The organism is Lentzea roselyniae (assembly GCF_039537795.1).
In the GTDB taxonomy this organism is placed as follows: domain Bacteria; phylum Actinomycetota; class Actinomycetes; order Mycobacteriales; family Pseudonocardiaceae; genus Lentzea; species Lentzea atacamensis.
In genome coordinates this window covers 158,723-173,413 of the sequence record NZ_BAABBE010000004.1, presented here as the reverse complement: position 1 = coordinate 173,413, position 14,691 = coordinate 158,723, and the positions used below count along the sequence as shown (strand labels likewise).

General features: G+C 68.6%; 18 protein-coding genes. 10 read left to right on the top strand and 8 right to left on the bottom strand.

The window, feature by feature from the left end; genetic code table 11:
* Positions 1 to 25 precede the first annotated feature (25 nt).
* From dapE to ABFX45_RS08350, 3 genes are read left to right on the top strand one after another with little or no spacing between them, the layout of a single operon-like run.
* On the top strand, positions 26 to 1,111 hold the full coding sequence (gene dapE, locus ABFX45_RS08360) for a succinyl-diaminopimelate desuccinylase (protein WP_109632388.1): 1,086 nt from the start codon (positions 26 to 28) through the stop codon (positions 1,109 to 1,111).
* 17 nt (positions 1,112 to 1,128) lie between these two features.
* Positions 1,129 to 1,905, top strand: a complete 777-nt coding sequence (locus ABFX45_RS08355) for an LOG family protein (protein ID WP_112228793.1) — start codon at positions 1,129 to 1,131, stop codon at positions 1,903 to 1,905.
* A gap of 5 nt (positions 1,906 to 1,910) precedes the next feature.
* Positions 1,911 to 2,438: an LOG family protein gene (locus ABFX45_RS08350; RefSeq protein WP_411711465.1), complete on the top strand. Its 528-nt coding sequence runs from the start codon at positions 1,911 to 1,913 to the stop codon at positions 2,436 to 2,438.
* Here the strand turns inward: ABFX45_RS08350 and ABFX45_RS08345 are convergent.
* Positions 2,409 to 3,461 carry a winged helix DNA-binding domain-containing protein gene (locus ABFX45_RS08345; protein ID WP_346128788.1) on the bottom strand — a complete coding sequence of 351 codons (1,053 nt, stop codon included), beginning with the start codon at positions 3,459 to 3,461 and terminating at the stop codon, positions 2,409 to 2,411. The two genes, ABFX45_RS08350 and ABFX45_RS08345, sit on opposite strands and share 30 nt — an antisense overlap.
* A gap of 10 nt (positions 3,462 to 3,471) precedes the next feature.
* Positions 3,472 to 4,965: a CocE/NonD family hydrolase gene (locus ABFX45_RS08340; RefSeq protein WP_346128786.1), complete on the bottom strand. Its 1,494-nt coding sequence runs from the start codon at positions 4,963 to 4,965 to the stop codon at positions 3,472 to 3,474.
* A gap of 117 nt (positions 4,966 to 5,082) precedes the next feature.
* Between ABFX45_RS08340 and ABFX45_RS08335 the strand changes: the two genes are divergently transcribed.
* Positions 5,083 to 5,421, top strand: coding sequence for a hypothetical protein (locus ABFX45_RS08335; RefSeq protein WP_146231414.1), 339 nt, complete (start codon positions 5,083 to 5,085; stop codon positions 5,419 to 5,421).
* Complete coding sequence (locus ABFX45_RS08330) at positions 5,421 to 6,332, top strand: glucosyl-3-phosphoglycerate synthase (RefSeq protein WP_109632400.1); 912 nt, start codon at positions 5,421 to 5,423, stop codon at positions 6,330 to 6,332. The genes ABFX45_RS08335 and ABFX45_RS08330 overlap by 1 nt, the downstream gene beginning before the upstream one ends.
* Here ABFX45_RS08330 and ABFX45_RS08325 read toward each other — a convergent pair.
* Genes ABFX45_RS08325 through ABFX45_RS08310 form a run of 4 tightly spaced genes read right to left on the bottom strand, consistent with a single transcriptional unit; the run spans position 6,264 to position 10,664 of the window.
* Positions 6,264 to 7,565, bottom strand: coding sequence for an amino acid ABC transporter ATP-binding/permease protein (locus ABFX45_RS08325; RefSeq protein WP_346128783.1), 1,302 nt, complete (start codon positions 7,563 to 7,565; stop codon positions 6,264 to 6,266). The genes ABFX45_RS08330 and ABFX45_RS08325 overlap by 69 nt on opposite strands.
* Complete coding sequence (locus tag ABFX45_RS08320; protein WP_346128781.1) at positions 7,562 to 8,911, bottom strand: ABC transporter ATP-binding protein/permease; 1,350 nt, start codon at positions 8,909 to 8,911, stop codon at positions 7,562 to 7,564. Before ABFX45_RS08320 ends, ABFX45_RS08325 begins: the two co-directional genes overlap by 4 nt.
* A complete protein-coding gene (locus ABFX45_RS08315) occupies positions 8,881 to 9,504 on the bottom strand; it encodes a cytochrome d ubiquinol oxidase subunit II (RefSeq protein WP_109632407.1) in 624 nt (207 codons plus the stop codon). The genes ABFX45_RS08320 and ABFX45_RS08315 overlap by 31 nt, the downstream gene beginning before the upstream one ends.
* A complete protein-coding gene (locus tag ABFX45_RS08310; protein WP_346128779.1) occupies positions 9,504 to 10,664 on the bottom strand; it encodes a cytochrome ubiquinol oxidase subunit I in 1,161 nt (386 codons plus the stop codon). Before ABFX45_RS08310 ends, ABFX45_RS08315 begins: the two co-directional genes overlap by 1 nt.
* 255 nt (positions 10,665 to 10,919) lie before the next feature.
* Between ABFX45_RS08310 and ABFX45_RS08305 the strand changes: the two genes are divergently transcribed.
* The 5 genes from ABFX45_RS08305 to ABFX45_RS08285 are packed head-to-tail and all read left to right on the top strand — an operon-like array spanning position 10,920 to position 13,161.
* Entirely contained in the window at positions 10,920 to 11,258 is a 339-nt protein-coding gene (locus ABFX45_RS08305) for a PadR family transcriptional regulator (protein ID WP_109632411.1), read from the top strand.
* Positions 11,243 to 11,920, top strand: a complete 678-nt coding sequence (locus ABFX45_RS08300) for a permease prefix domain 1-containing protein (protein ID WP_109632413.1) — start codon at positions 11,243 to 11,245, stop codon at positions 11,918 to 11,920. Before ABFX45_RS08305 ends, ABFX45_RS08300 begins: the two co-directional genes overlap by 16 nt.
* Positions 11,917 to 12,213, top strand: coding sequence for a DivIVA domain-containing protein (locus ABFX45_RS08295; protein WP_109632416.1), 297 nt, complete (start codon positions 11,917 to 11,919; stop codon positions 12,211 to 12,213). The genes ABFX45_RS08300 and ABFX45_RS08295 overlap by 4 nt, the downstream gene beginning before the upstream one ends.
* Entirely contained in the window at positions 12,200 to 12,598 is a 399-nt protein-coding gene (locus ABFX45_RS08290) for an SRPBCC family protein (RefSeq protein WP_109632418.1), read from the top strand. The genes ABFX45_RS08295 and ABFX45_RS08290 overlap by 14 nt, the downstream gene beginning before the upstream one ends.
* Complete coding sequence (locus ABFX45_RS08285; protein WP_346128775.1) at positions 12,595 to 13,161, top strand: DNA-3-methyladenine glycosylase I; 567 nt, start codon at positions 12,595 to 12,597, stop codon at positions 13,159 to 13,161. Before ABFX45_RS08290 ends, ABFX45_RS08285 begins: the two co-directional genes overlap by 4 nt.
* Here ABFX45_RS08285 and ABFX45_RS08280 read toward each other — a convergent pair.
* Positions 13,148 to 13,906: a phosphotransferase gene (locus ABFX45_RS08280; RefSeq protein WP_346128773.1), complete on the bottom strand. Its 759-nt coding sequence runs from the start codon at positions 13,904 to 13,906 to the stop codon at positions 13,148 to 13,150. The genes ABFX45_RS08285 and ABFX45_RS08280 overlap by 14 nt on opposite strands.
* On the bottom strand, positions 13,906 to 14,691 hold the full coding sequence (locus ABFX45_RS08275; RefSeq protein ID WP_346128771.1) for an enoyl-CoA hydratase-related protein: 786 nt from the start codon (positions 14,689 to 14,691) through the stop codon (positions 13,906 to 13,908). Before ABFX45_RS08275 ends, ABFX45_RS08280 begins: the two co-directional genes overlap by 1 nt.

Below are 14,691 nucleotides of genomic sequence, written 5' to 3'. Positions count from 1 at the left end.
CCGAACGGGCTAGTGGGGAAGGTGGATGAGTAGGGTGAACGGCGTGTCAGACACCCTTGATCTCTTCGCCGACCCGATTGATTTGACCACTGCGTTGGTGGATGTGCGCAGCGTGTCCGGGGAGGAGGCGGAGATCGCGGATCTGGTTGAGCGGTCGTTGGCGTTGCACGCGCCGCATCTGGAGATCACTCGATCAGGGAACGCCGTGCTGGCGCGGACACACCTCGGGCGGGAGCGGCGGGTGGTGCTTGCGGGGCATCTCGACACCGTGCCGATCAACCTGAACTTTCCCAGCCGGCGTGAAGGGGACGTGCTGCACGGGTGCGGGACCGTGGACATGAAGGGTGGCGACGCGGTCATGCTGGCCGTTGCGGCCCTCAGTCCGAACGCGCGACACGATCTGACGTTCGTGTTCTACGACTGCGAGGAGATCGAGGCCGAGCGGAACGGGCTCACGCGCATTCAGCGGGAGCTTTCCGAATGGTTGATGGGGGACCTGGCCATCGTTTGTGAGCCGTCCAACGGGACGGTCGAGGCCGGGTGTCAGGGGACCATGCGGATCGAGATCAGGACCAGTGGGAAGCGGGCGCACACCGCCAGGTCGTGGATGGGGGTCAACGCCATCCACGGGATGGGGGAGGCGTTGCGGCGGCTGGAGGCGTACGTGCCTCGGCAGCCCGAGATCGACGGGTGCCGGTACCACGAGGGGCTGCAGGCCGTGAAGATCAGCGGTGGGGTGGCCGGGAACGTGGTGCCGGACGAGGCCGTGCTCACGGTCAACCACCGGTTCGCGCCGGATCGGTCGGTGGCGCAGGCCGAGCAGCATTTGCGTGAGGTCTTCGACGGGTTCGAGGTTGCGGTCACGGACTTCGCGGCTGGGGCGTTGCCCGGGCTGCACGCGCCTGCGGCGCAGGAGTTGGTCGAGGCTGCTGGGGGGACACCGGTGGCCAAGCTCGGGTGGACGGACGTGGCTCGCTTTGCGGCGTTGGGCATGCCCGCGGTCAATTTCGGGCCTGGGGATCCGACGTTGGCGCACACCAGGGAGGAGCACGTGCCGGTCCATCAGATCACCGGGTGTTTCGACGTGCTTAAGCGATTTTTGCTTGCCTGATCACTAATATCTCAGTGATGACGGAAGACGAGAACGACGTGGTGGACGAGCGTCCCAAAGAGAAGATGCGCGGGCCGATCGTGTTGCGGCGTGGGCGCCGCGACGAGCTGACCACCACGGACCAGCGGTTGCTGGATTCGCGTGGGCCCTCGGACTGGGTGCACACGGATCCGTGGCGGGTGCTGCGGATTCAGGCCGAGTTCGTCGAAGGGTTCGGGGCGCTCGCCGAGGTGCCCAGTGCGGTGACCGTGTTCGGGTCTGCCCGGACCGGGCGGGACCACCCGGAGTACCAGACCGGGCGTGATCTCGGCGGGGCGCTGGCCGAGGCCGGGTTCGCGGTGATCACGGGCGGTGGGCCCGGTGCCATGGAGGCGGTCAACCGGGGGTGTTCGGAGGCCGGTGGGTTTTCGATCGGGCTCGGTATCGAGCTGCCGTTCGAACAGGGGCTCAACCCGTGGGTCGACCTCGGTGTGAACTTCCGGTACTTCTTCGTGCGCAAGACGATGTTCATCAAGTACTCGCAGGCGTTCATCTGCCTGCCGGGTGGGTTCGGCACGCTCGACGAGCTGTTCGAGGCGCTGACGCTGGTGCAGACGAAGAAGGTCACCAAGTTCCCGGTCGTGCTGTTCGGCCGCAGCTACTGGCAGGGCTTGTACGACTGGGTCAAGAGCTCGGTGCTGGAAGGCGGCAAGGTCGGCGAGAAGGACCTCGCACTGCTGCACCTCACCGACGACATCGAGGACGCGGTGCGCGTGGTCAAGGAAGCGCACCAGGCATGGGCGGACACACACTGATGTACGTGGCTGTTTACTGCGGCAGTCTTGCCACGGTGCCCCAGACCTACATCGACCTCGCCGCCGAGGTGGGGCGCCAGATCGCGGCACGTGGCTGGAACCTCGTCTGGGGTGGCGGGCAGACGTCGATGATGGGGGCGGTGGCGCGGGAAGCCAGGGCCGGCGGCGCGCACACGTACGGCGTGATTCCCAAGGGGCTGGCCACCAGGGAGATCGCGGATCGGGAGTCGACGGAGCTGCACGTCGTCGACACCATGCGCGAGCGCAAGAAGATGATGGACGACAAGGCGGACGCGTTCCTGACGCTGCCCGGTGGCATCGGTACCGCCGAGGAGTTCTTCGAGGTGTGGACGGCTGGTGTGCTGGGCATGCACACCAAACCCGTCGTGCTGCTCGACGTCGACGACCACTACAAGGGACTCGTCGACTGGCTGACGCACCTGCGCGACAAGGGGTTCGTGTCGCACGCCGCGTTGAAGTCGCTCGTCGTCACGGACGACGTGTCAGTCGCTCTTGACGCTTGCGTCGCTTAGTCCCTTGGCCTGAGCCAGGATCTGGGTCTCCGGCAGGAGATCCGGCAGCGGGCGGTACGGCGTGGCCGTGACCTCGAACCGCTTGCCGGAGACCACCCTGCCCTGCCAGGAGCCCGCGATCTCGCCGTCCACCAGGATCGCGCCGCGGCGGCCCAGGATGCGGAAGATGTCCTTCTGCGCCGCCTTGTCCGGCAGCAGCAGGTCCCGGTCGCGGGCCTGCAGGTACGGGTCGGTCGGCGGCAGCAGGCGCACGTCCGGCGGTTCCGCGTCGACGATCTCCACGTCCTCCGGCAGCCACGCCTGCCTGCCCTCGACGGTCACCTCGACGAGGCCTTCCTTCGGCCACCGCTTCCTGACCTCGCGGGTGGTCGTGCCGAAGTAACCGGCCACTTCGGACGGTCCGGCGGGGCCGTGCAGCGTGAGGTAGCGGTGCACCAGCTCGTCGAAGCCCGCGGTCTTGCGCGGGATGCCCGGCCAGCCGTGGATGCGCTCGAACGTCACGGTCTTCTCCTCCGGAAGGATCCGGAGGCCGGCGGGCAGTGCGCCGAGCCGGAAGATCGGGTCGCTGACGTGCTCGGTCTGGCAGCTCCGGCACGCCTCGATGGTCTGCTTGGGCGCCAACGGGGTCAGCGCCTTGCTGACGTCGCCCTTGGTCATCGGCTTCGTGACGATCGACCGCATCGCCGTGGCGATGTGCCGCAACGCCGCCACCATGTCGTCCACCTTCGGACGTGCGGCGCGGGCACGGGCGTCCGCGTCGCTCCACGGCCACAGCGCGCGGGCGAACGCCTTCAGCTCACCGGCGCGGTGCAGGTGAGGAGCGCCCCGCACCGACCAGGTGACGGTGAACTCGTCCGTGGACGGCGAACTGAGCCGTGCGGCGAGACTCAGCAGGGCCGAGCCGGAGGTGTTGTCCTGGACACCCAGGGAGAACACCGCCAGCTCGGCCGCGCCTGCGACCCGCCGGTCCAGCTCGTGCTGATGGATCCGGTGGAAGAGCACCTGCTGCCTGGTGAAGTCCACCCGGACATTCTTACGCCTTGGGCACCGTCAAGCTCGACGGTCCGAAGGTGACAGTTGAACCACGCGTCGATTCGGTGAGATAACGGGGGTCGACCGTGTCGATCACCAGCGCCAGCCGGTTGCCCGCGCCGACGCTCCACACGGTCGGCTCGAGCTCGACGTCGAGCGTCTGCGTGCGGCCGGCACCGGTCACCTTCATCGGCTTGTGCGTGATCAGCGAGCCCAGGCCCAGCGGCCCGACCTCGTACAGGTAGGCGAACAGCGTGGTCGTCTCCGCGCTGGGCGTCACCTGCACCTTCAGCTTCGGCGTGCCCGCGAGCGTGGCGCCGTTCGGGTACTGGGGCCCGCTCCACACGCCCGCGAGGTTGCGGTCGATGAACGGCAGCGCCACCCCGGTCGGGATGTTCAGGAACCCTTGCAGCGCACCGGAGAGCAGGATCGTGCCGCTGTCGGCCACGGTGCCCCAGCCCGCGTAGATCTTCCTGGCGTCGAGCTGCATCGTGTCGGCGGGACCCGCGGGCCACGCGCCGAACTTCTTCCACGCGCCGCCGTTGTTGGGCTTGAGCTGCACCGGCTGCTCTGCGTCGACGCCGTTGGCCGCGCCCTTGACGTGACGGTCGAACCAGCGGCCGACGGACTCCCAGATCTCGTTGGGCAGCCCGGCCGCGCCGAAGAGCTCGGCGGTGGCGTGGTCACCCGGAGAGAGCATGAGCCGCTTGCGTCCGGTGAGCTTCGAGTAGAAGTCCGCGACCTGGCCCGGCGCGAAGATGCCGTCGTTCCAGGCGTTGCCGATCATCACCGCGGTGCCGTTGGCGTTGATCTGCGCGATCTTCGAGGCCGCCGAACGGCCCGCGGAGATCGGCACGACCTCCCAGAACCTGCCGTCGCGGTAGGCGTCCTCCGCCTCCAGCAGCACGGGGCCGGGGCGTCCGGTCGCGTGGCCTGCGGCCAGCAGCAGCTCGACGGCCTGCTTGTTCACGGTGCTGTACGGGTAGAGCGAGCGGGCCAGGTCGGTCCACGTGCTCAGCGCCGCGACGGCCTTGATGCGCGGGTCGTTGGCCGCGGCGAGGAGCGACTGCCCACCACCGTAGGAGATCCCCGCGACGCCGACCTTGGTGACGTCGGCCTTGGCGTTGGCCACGGCCCAGTCGATGACTTTGCTGACGTCGTTCACGGTGTCCGGACCGGCGATGTCGATCTCACCGCCGGAGTCCCAGAAGCCGCGGCTGGTGTAGCTCACGACGACGTAGCCGGACTCCTTGGCGAGCTTGGCCGCCGCGCCGACGTACTCGATGTTCGGCACCGCCCAGCTGGCCGGCATGACGAGCAACGGGAACGGGCCGTTGCCGAGCCCGGTCGGTTCGATGACGAAGGCCTTCAGGGTGGTGCCACCGACGCCGGAGATCGACCGGTAGGTGATGGAGTGCCCGGGAGCCGCGATGGCGGCCGGAGCACCGAGCAGGGTGGTGAGGAGTACCAGGACTAGAACAAGTGATCGTCGCACGCTGGTCCTCCTTGACCATGACGTAGATCACACAGGGTTGTTACCGGGGAGTAAAGCAGATACCTACTCGGGAGTAGCAAGAGTGTGTGAGTCAGGTCACTGTTTACGCTGGGTGGCGTGAACCGATTCCGCATCACTGAGCTGCCGAAAGACCGGGTGCTGGTGGTCGCGCATCTGACCAGCGCTGATGCCCTCGATCGGGTCATTGATGACGGTGCCGATGTCGTTGAGTTCGACGGCCGTCTGGAACTGCCGTCGCTCAGCGAAACGTTGGATGTGGTGACGATCCCCGCGGGGGATGAGGATTTCACTCTCGCGGCTGCCACAGTGGCTGCGATGTCCGGAGCACGCGCAATTCGTGCCTCCGACGTACGGCAGGCGAGGAAGGTCGTGGAGATGGTCGCGAGCGTGACGGGAACTCGTCCGCCCGCCCGAGCGGTGCGGGCGCTCGCCTGATGCTGCCCGCCGTCGAGGCCTGGTTCGCCACGAACACCTGGCAGCAGCCGTCGTGGACGGTTGCCGATCTGGTGGCTTCGAAGCGCGGCCGGACCGTGTCCGTGGTGCTGCCCGCGCTGAACGAGGAAGAGACCGTCGGCGACGTCGTCGGCGTGGTCCGGCCGTTGCTCGGGACGCTGGTCGACGAGCTGGTCGTGATGGACTCCGGTTCGACCGACCGGACGGCCGAGGTGGCTGCCGCCGCCGGGGCGCGGGTGGTGCGGCGCGAGGACGTCGTGCCGTGGCTGGAACCGTTGCCCGGCAAGGGGGAGGTGCTCTGGCGGTCGCTGGCCGCCACCTCCGGTGATCTGATCGTGTTCCTGGACTCCGATCTGGTGGAACCGGAGACCGCGTTCGTCACGGCGCTGCTCGGGCCGCTGCTGGACGTTCCGGACGTGCACCTGGTGAAGGGCTTCTACCGGCGGCCGTTGCGGTTGGAGAGCACCGGTGGCGGGCGGGTCACCGAGCTGGTGGCGCGGCCGTTGCTGAACACCCTGCGGCCGGAGCTCTCCGGTGTGGTGCAACCGCTCGGCGGCGAGTACGCGGCCACCCGGTCCTTTTTGGAGTCCGTGCCGTTCGCGGCCGGGTACGGCGTGGAGATCGGGCTGTTGCTGGACGTGCACCGGATCTACGGGTTGTCCGCGCTGGCGCAGGTGAACCTGGGTGTGCGCAAGCACCGCAACAGGTCGTTGCTGCAGCTCGGGGTGATGTCGTCGCAGATCATGGGGACCGCGTTGGCCCGGTGCGGAGTGCCGCTGGACTCCGGGCCTCTCACGCAGTTCGTTCAGGTCGGCGGGGAGTGGCTACCCGACTCGACCGACGTGCTCGTGGCGGACCGGCCCCCGATGGTGCACGTGGTCGAAGAGCGCTAGCTGCTCTTCCCGGTGCGTCACGACGAGTGCGGTGCCCCGGCAGCTGTCGAGGACCTTCTTCAGGACCCGGTCTGCCTGTTCGGGATCGAGGCCTTCCGTCGGCTCGTCCATGAGCAGGACTTCCGGGTTCGCCAGCACTGACCTGGTGAGGATCAGGCGCTGGCGCTGACCGCCGGAGATCTCCTCACCGCGTTCGCCGACGACCCGGTCCCAGTCGAGGTCGAGCTCGGCGATCTCGGCCGCGCGGTCCAGTTCCTCCTGCGTGGCATCGGGTTTGGCCAGCAGAACGTTGGTGCGGACCGTCGTGTGGAAGACGTGGGCGTCGGCCAGTGCGCCCTTGCTGGGTTCGAGCTGGCGGGCGATGGCGTTGAGCAACGTGGTCTTGCCGATGCCGCTCGGGCCGACGATCGCGGTCTTGCCTTGCAGTGCCGGGGTTTCGGTGACAACGGCCGGTTCGGGCTCGTCGGTGGGTTCCGGTGTCGGCTTGGTCAGGGCGGCGAGCGGGATGGTGATCTCGAACGTCGCGATGGCGGCCATGATCAGCCACGCGGGCTCGTGCTGCGCGAGCATGAGCAGAGCCGCGCCGAACTGGACGGCGATCGCCAGCGGTGTCAGGTCGCGGGTGCGTTCCTTGCGGGACAACGCCTTCACGGTCTTGGTGGCCTCGGTGAGCTTCTCGTCGAACAGGCCGTAGGCGATCAGCTCCTCCTTGCTGTGGACGAGCTCGGTGGTCTGCTCGGTGAGCTTGGCGCGCAACGGTGTGAGGTCCTCCGGCTTGCGGATGGCGAGCCACGGCAGCAGGGCGAGGTTGATCAGCAGACCGGCGATCAGCGGCAGCGAGAAGCCGGAGAAGACCGCGACGATCGCACCGACCAGCGTCGCGGTGATCCACGGCAGGGTGGCGCGGAGCCTGGTGTCGAGGTGCTGGTCGACGTTGGTGACGATGCGGGTCAACGCCGTGCCGGACGGGATGTGCGTGCGGTTCGCCAGGTCGTCGTAGACCTTGCCGCGGAGCTCGACGGCCTCGCTGAGCACGGCTTTGTGGCTGGTCAGGCGTTCGAGGTAGCGCAGGGCGCCCTTGGCCAGCGCGAGCGTGCGGATCGCGACGACGGCCACGGTCAGCGCCTGCATCGGCGGGTGCTCGGCGGCGCGCATGATCAGCCAGGTCGCCGTGGCGGTGAGGCCGACGCCCGCCAGTTCGGCGAGTGTTCCGACGAGGATCGCGAGCTTCACACCGTCACCACCCTGTCGACCTCGTTCAGCAGCGTCGGCCGGTGCGCCACGATCACGGCCGTGCGACCTCGGGTGAACTCCCTGGTCGCTTCGAGCACGAGGGACTCCGTCTCCGCGTCGAGGTGCGCGGTCGGTTCGTCCAGCAGGAACAACCCGGCCTGCTGCCGGTCCAGCGCCTTGGCCAATGCGACCCGTTGCTGTTCGCCGGACGAGAGGTTCGCGGGCACGAGCGTCGGCCGTTGCGGCACCCACGACAGCGCCTCCAGCCAGGCTTTGCGGTCGATCTCGCGCAAGTCCACGCCACCGATCAGCACGCGGCCCTCGTCCGGCTGCACGAACCCCAGCAGCAGTCCCAGAACCGTGCTCTTGCCCGCGCCGCTCGGCCCGACCAGCGCGATCCGTTCGCCCGGCTCGATCCGCAGCGAGAAGTTCCTGAGGCTGCGCACGCTCACGTCGTCGAACACGATCTCGGCACGCGCCAGGTCCGGTGGGGTCGTCCCGGTGTGTTCGGTGTGCGCCGGAACCTCGGCCAGCACCGCACGGCCCTGCGCGCTCGCGTGGTACTGCGCTCCGGCGGCCCGCAGCGGCAGGAACGTCTCCGGGGCGAGGAAGAGCACGAGCAACGCGGTGTGCAGCGGCAGGCCGCCGTCGAGCAGCCTGAGCCCGACCGGCACCGCGACCAACGCAACGGACATCGTGGCCACCAGCTCCAGCACGAACGCCGACAGGAACGCGACTCTGAGCGCGGCTATCGTCTCGGTCCTGTGCCGCGCGGCGAGTTCGCGGACCGTTGTGGACTGCGCCTCGGCCCGTCCGAACGCCCTGAGCGTGCCGATGCCCTTGACCACGTCCAGGAAGTGCCCGCCGAGCGTGGCCAGCGCTGCCCACTGGCGGGCCGTCCGCTCACGGGTGTGCGCACCGACCAGCGCACCGAAGATCGGGATCAGCGGCAGCGTCAGCAGGATCGTCAGCGCTGCTGTCAGGTCGGCGAACGCGAGCCGCGTGACGACTGCCAGCGGCACCACGACGGCCAGCACCTGTTGTGGCAGGTACCCGACGACGTACGGCGTGACGTCGTGCACGCCGCGCGTCACCAGCGTGGCGACCTCGCCGGCTTTGGTTCCCGGCGAGCGCAGGAAAGCCTGTCTCAGCCGTGCGCGAGTCCGTTCGGCACTCCGGTGGGCCCACTCGCGGTGCACCCACCACACGAACACCCGCAGCCCGATGACCAGGCACAGCAACAGATACCCGCCTCCGCCGCTGAGCGCCGAGGCCAGGAGCTCTGCCTGGGCCAGCACCAGGAACGGGACCGGGATCAGCGCGAGGAGATGGCGACGGTCGACCACTGCAACACCACCACCAGCGGGATGATCGGGATCGCGACCCACGCGAGCAGGCTGAGCGTGTCCGGGTGGGCCATGAGACCGGTGACGTCGATCGAGCTGAACGCGAGCGGGATCGGCAGGGCGCAGAGCAGCGCGGTCACCGGGAACAGCGCCCACCGCCGGTGCTGGAACACCCAGCCGTGCGCCGCGAACAGCACCGGCATGACGAGGGCTACTGGCCACGGCGCGTCCAGCAGGTGCGCCAGGAACAGGCCCCAGCCGACGGACACCGTCAGCGCGCCGGTGAACACGAGCCACCACCACAGCCGCAGCTGCACCGCCGCCATGAACAGCACCAACCCGGCCAGGATCAGCGTGAACGTGCTGTGCGCGCCGGACAGCAGCTCACCTTCGAGCCGCGGGAACGCCGCGAACAGCACTCCAACCGCGGCGACCAGCCACACCTCGTTGCCCAGGAAGAACGGCGTCATCCGCTGCAACGTCTCGGCGCGCCCGCGGAACGGCAGCAGCAAGCCGGTGCCGTAGTCGAAGCCCGCCAACGCGAAGTACCCGACGGTGAGCACACCGAGCACGACCAGCCAGAGCGTTTCCATCAGAGAGTCACCACCAACGGCGAGACGGGGGCAGGCGCGACGTCCGGACCGCGGCGGACCGCACGTGCGATCAACGCCCAGTCGACACAGGCCAGCACCACGAACAGGGACGTGAACACGATGAGCGACAACAGGATCTGCGAGGCGTCCACGTGGGACACCGCGTCCTCGGTCCGCAACAGCCCGTAGATCAGCCAGGGCTGCCGCCCGATCTCGCGGAACAGCCAGCCGAAGATCGCGGCCGCGAACGGCAGCGGAATGCCGATCACCATGAGGTACAACGGGAAGCGCATCCTGATCACGGCGTCCTTGATCAGCAGCGGCAGCGTCAGCCAGCTGACCATCGTCAGCGTCATCCCGATCAGGATCATGAACCCGAGCGGCGCGCCGATCCACGGGGCCGCCTCCGACTTGCCCGGCTGGTACTGCGCGATGACCGGGAACTGCGCGAAGCCCGCCCCGATCAGCGACGGCGTGGCCAGCGCGGTGGTGACCACACCCATCCGCAGCGACCGCCGGAAGAAGTCGACCTCGGGCGTGCGCCTGATGAAGTGGTACGCCGACACCCCGGTCAGGAACACGCCGCCGACCGTGATCGACGCGAACACCACGTGCATCAGCGCCGAGGTGAACGTCGGGTTGCTCAGCAGCGCGGAGAAGTCCTCCAGCCGCAACACGTTCCCGTCGACCCGGTAGCCGACGGGGTGCTGCAGGAACCCGTTCGCCGCCATGATCCAGAACGCCGACGCGAAGGCCGTGAGCGCGGTCAGGTAGAGCAACGCGAGGTGCACCCAGCGGTTGAGCCTGCCCCAGCCGAAGATCCACAGCCCGAGGAACGTGGACTCCAGGAAGAACGCGATCAGCGTCTCCAGTGCGAGCGGCGCCCCGAACACGTCGCCGGCGTAGGTGGCGAGGCCCGACCAGTTCAGCCCGAACTGGAACTCCATGACGATGCCGGTGACGATCCCCAGCGCGTAGTTGATCACGTAGATGCGGCCCCAGAACCGCGTCATCCGCTCGTGCACGGGTGCGCCGGTGAGCGTGAACCGCGTCTGCATGATCACGAGCAGGGTGACCAGGCCCAGCGTGAGCAGCACGAACAGGAAGTGGAACGACGTCGTCAACGCGAACTGGAGTCGGGCGAGGTCTACTGCACTCATAAGTAGGCAAGCTATATGTAGGGCAGCTACTTATGAACGCTCCTGCGCCGATCTCAGGGAGAACTCAGGGACGCCCCTGACGGGCCTGCTGCTGGCGCGCCCGCAAGTACCGCCAACTCCGGGCTGGTAGTACTTGCAGGCGCCCGAACCGCCTGCAGAGCAACAGATTCCGCTGCCCGGACGCCAGTGCGAACGTCCGAAATCAGGGACATCTCAGGGGTCGCCAGAGGCCCCGCATCAGTAGAGTCACTACTCATGAAGCCCGACGCCCTACGCGGCCATCTCGACGCGTTGTTGCTGGCGACGCTCGACGGCAGGCAGCTGCACGGTTACGCGATCATCGAGGCGTTGCAGCAGGGCAGCGGAGGTGCGCTGGACCTTCCGACGGGCACCGTCTACCCGGCGCTGCGCAGGCTGGAGCGGGCAGGCCACGTCACCAGCGACTGGAGCACGGTCGGCGGCCGCAAACGCCGCACGTACCGGCTCACGCAGGCGGGCCAGCGGGCGCTGCAGGCCGAGCGCAGCGCGTGGCGCGAGTTCACGACGGTCATCGACGGGGTGCTGGGAGGGGGCGGCAAGTGGGCACAGACGTGATCGACAGCTACGTGACCGATCTCGGGTCACGGTTGCAGGGTTCGCGCAAGCAGGTCCGCGACCTGCTCACCGAGACGCGCGACAGCCTCGAGGACGCCACCGAGGCGCACCTCGGCCGCGGCCTGACCGAGCAGGAAGCGAAGAAGCGCGCGGTCGAGGAGTTCGGGCCGGTCCGCGAGATCGCGAACGAGTACCAGGCCGAGCTCGCGGTCGCGTACGGCACGCGCACGCTCGTCTGGCTCGCGATCGTGCTGCCGTTGATGCACATGGCGTGGGAGTACGGCCGGATGTTGCTCGTCGGCCCGTGGCAGGACCTCGGCACCCCGACGCCGTCCTGGTACCTCGTCATCGCCAAGGCCAACGACATGACCAGCGGTGCCGCGTCGGGCGTGGCGCTGGTGGCTCTCGTCCTCGGCCGGATCCTCGCGCGCAAGTACGACACGAAACTGCTGGCCAAGCTCGCCGCGTCCATCGCGATCCTGGCTGTGGGCGTGGTGCTGCTGGGCAATGTCGCGATCATCGCGGCCACCGCGCACGTCGACGCGTCGCGGCTGATGCAGTCGCTGCCGATGAGCATCGCCAGCCTGATCACGTGGACCGTGATCATTCGGCTCGGTCTGCTCGCTCGCCGCTGCCTGAGCTGTGCCACGATCGTCGCGTGACCAACGCCCTTCTCTACCTGATCGTGATGGTGGCCGTCGCGGCAGTGGTGTTCCTGCTCGCGGCGTTGGTGTTCGGGCGCGGCGAGGAGCTCGCGCCGCTGCCGCCCGGAGCTTCGCCGACGCGGCTGCCGTCGGACGACATCACCGCGGAGGACGTCCGCGAGCTGAAGTTCCAGCAGGTGTTCCGCGGCTACAAGATGAACGAGGTCGACTGGGTGCTGCAGCGGCTCGCGACCGAGGTCGAGACGCTCCGGGCACGTGTCGAGGAACTGGAGAGCAGTGACCGAGCTTGAGCTGACCGCCGAGGTCGCGGCACCGCCCGACACGATCTTCCGCGCGATGACCGACTGGGAACGTCAGTCGGAGTGGGTGTTCGGGACCCGCGTGTCCGTCGTGGCGGGCGATGGCAGGTCGGTCGGCAGCGAGATCGACGCGGTGACGTTCGGCGTGTCGGACCGCATGCGCATCACGCGGTGGGACCCTCCGCACGCCGTCGAGGTCGAGCATCTGGGTCGCGTGGTGCGGGGGACGGGCGTGTTCGCCGTGCGCGGCAGCCGTTTCGTGTGGACGGAACGCCTCGACGTGCCGTTCTTCTTCCCGGTGGTGAAGCCGCTCTTCGTGCTGATGCTGCGCCGGTCGCTGCGGCGGTTCGCCCGTTTCGCCGAGGAGTACCGGTGACCGCTCCCGAGATCTCACGCTGTCCGTGGGGTGATTCCACCCCGGACTACATCGACTACCACGACACCGAGTGGGGCGTGGAGCTGCACGGCACCAACGAGCTGTACGAGCGGATGTCGTTGGAGGCGTTCCAGTCCGGGCTGTCGTGGATCACGATCCTGCGCAAGCGGCCCGCGTTCCGCGCCGCGTTCGGCAACTTCGACCCGGCGCTGGTCGCGGAGTTCGGGCCGGCCGACGTGGAAAGGCTGATGGCCGACGCGGGCATCGTCCGGAACCGGATGAAGATCGACGCCGCGATCCACAACGCCCGCGTGATCGTTGAGCAGGACGTCGACCTGGACGCTCTGCTGTGGTCGTTCGCGCCTTCCGACCACGAGCGTCCTGCGACCATTGCGGACGTTCCCGCCATCACCGACGAGTCCAAGGCGATGGCCAAGGAACTGAAGCGCCGCGGCTTCAGGTTCCTCGGCCCCACCACTTGCTACGCGCTCATGCAGGCCACCGGGATGGTGGACGACCACATCGCCACGTGTTTCCGCGCTACGGCGATCACGTCACCGTGAAGCCGTCCAGCTCCTCGACTGCGCGGTCCAAAGAGTCCACGACACCGTTGCGCACCATCTCGGCGAACACCGGGTCGTCCGTCAGGCCGCGGATGCCCTCGGCCTGCGCGATGATCCTCGCGCGCACGACGTCCAGGAAGTCCTCTGCCTGCCCGGACCAGCCGTAGGCGGTCAGGAAGCGGCGGAGCCTGCGGGGGCGTACAGCGAAGTCGGTGAACCCCTCGGCCTCGACGACGTGCCGGGCGTGCAGCGGCACCCAGCTGAAGGCGGCGAAGGCGAGGTCGGACTCGGCGGTGACCGGCCCGGCGAAGTCCCAGTCGAAGAATCCGGTCAGCCGCCCGTCCCGCCAGGCCGCGTTGTACGGCGCCGCGTCGTTGTGGCCGACCAGGAGCCCCGGTTCCCACCTGCCTCCACCCCGCCAGACGGCGCCGGATGAGGGCGCGAAGTCGGCCACGGCACGGTGGTAGGCACGCAGCCACCCGCCGACCTGGTCGAGAGTCTCGTCGGCGTGCACCCACCGCGGCCACGGTCTGCGGTTGCCGATCGTCTCCCCGTCGAGAAAGGTCAGGATCTCCCGGCCTCGCTCGTCGATCCCCACGGCGCGTGGCGCCCCACTGAACCCCTTGTCCCTCAAGTGGTCGAGCAGTTCGTGGACAGCGGGTGTCCAGGGTGCCGCCGGCTTGCGGACGGTGTCGCCGACCCGCACCGCTCCGCCGGCGTTGCCACAGTCGAGTCGCTCCTCCACTAGCGCCCGCTGAACTTCGGCGCCCTCTTGTTCACGAACGCGTCGACCGCCTCGCGGTGGTCCTCGGTCGCGCCGCAGTCGGCCTGGGTGCGGCGCTCGGCTTCGAGAGCGTCCTCCAGCGTGCCGTCCGCCGCCGCGGCAAGCGCTTCCTTGATCTTCGCGTAGGCCGTCGTCGGGCCCTGGGCGAGCTTCGCCGCGAGAGCGTTCGCCGTCGGCAGCAGCTCCTCGTCCGGCACGACCTGGTTGACCATGCCGATCCGCAACGCCTCTTCGGCGCCGACCGGCTGCGCGAGCATCATCATCTCCATCGCGCGGCCGTGGCCGATCAGCCGCGGCAGCGTCCACGAGGCACCGGAGTCCGCGGTCAGGCCGACGTTCGCGAACGCCATCAGGAACTTCGCCGACGCGGCGGCGATGCGCAGATCAGCCGCGTAGGCGAAGGACGCGCCCGCGCCGGCCGCGCTGCCGTTGACCGCGGCGATCACCGGCTTCGGCATGCCGATCAGCTCGCGCACGATGGGGTTGTAGTGCTTCTCCACGGTGTGCAGCGGCGCCGGGTCACCCGCCTGCAGCAACCCGATGTGCTCCTTGAGGTCCTGACCCGCGCAGAACGCCCTGCCCGCACCCGTGATCACCACCGCGCGCACCGAGGCGTCGGCCGACGTCTCCCGCAGCGCGTCGAGGAACGACTCCTTCAGCGCGATGGTGAAGGCGTTGAACGACTCGGGGCGGTTGAACGTGAACGTGCGCACACCATCGGCGTCGTCGACGAGGAGCTCGGACAC

Excerpts from the sequence above, each read along its gene's own strand:
- ABFX45_RS08305 (WP_109632411.1), top strand. The coding sequence starts at position 10,920 with ATGAAGCCCGACGCCCTACGCGGCCATCTCGACGCGTTGTTGCTGGCG.
- ABFX45_RS08330 (WP_109632400.1), top strand. The coding sequence starts at position 5,421 with ATGCTGCCCGCCGTCGAGGCCTGGTTCGCCACGAACACCTGGCAGCAG.
- ABFX45_RS08355 (WP_112228793.1), top strand. The coding sequence starts at position 1,129 with ATGACGGAAGACGAGAACGACGTGGTGGACGAGCGTCCCAAAGAGAAG.
- ABFX45_RS08310 (WP_346128779.1), bottom strand. The coding sequence starts at position 10,664 with ATGAGTGCAGTAGACCTCGCCCGACTCCAGTTCGCGTTGACGACGTCG.
- dapE (WP_109632388.1), top strand. The coding sequence starts at position 26 with ATGAGTAGGGTGAACGGCGTGTCAGACACCCTTGATCTCTTCGCCGAC.
- ABFX45_RS08315 (WP_109632407.1), bottom strand. The coding sequence starts at position 9,504 with ATGGAAACGCTCTGGCTGGTCGTGCTCGGTGTGCTCACCGTCGGGTAC.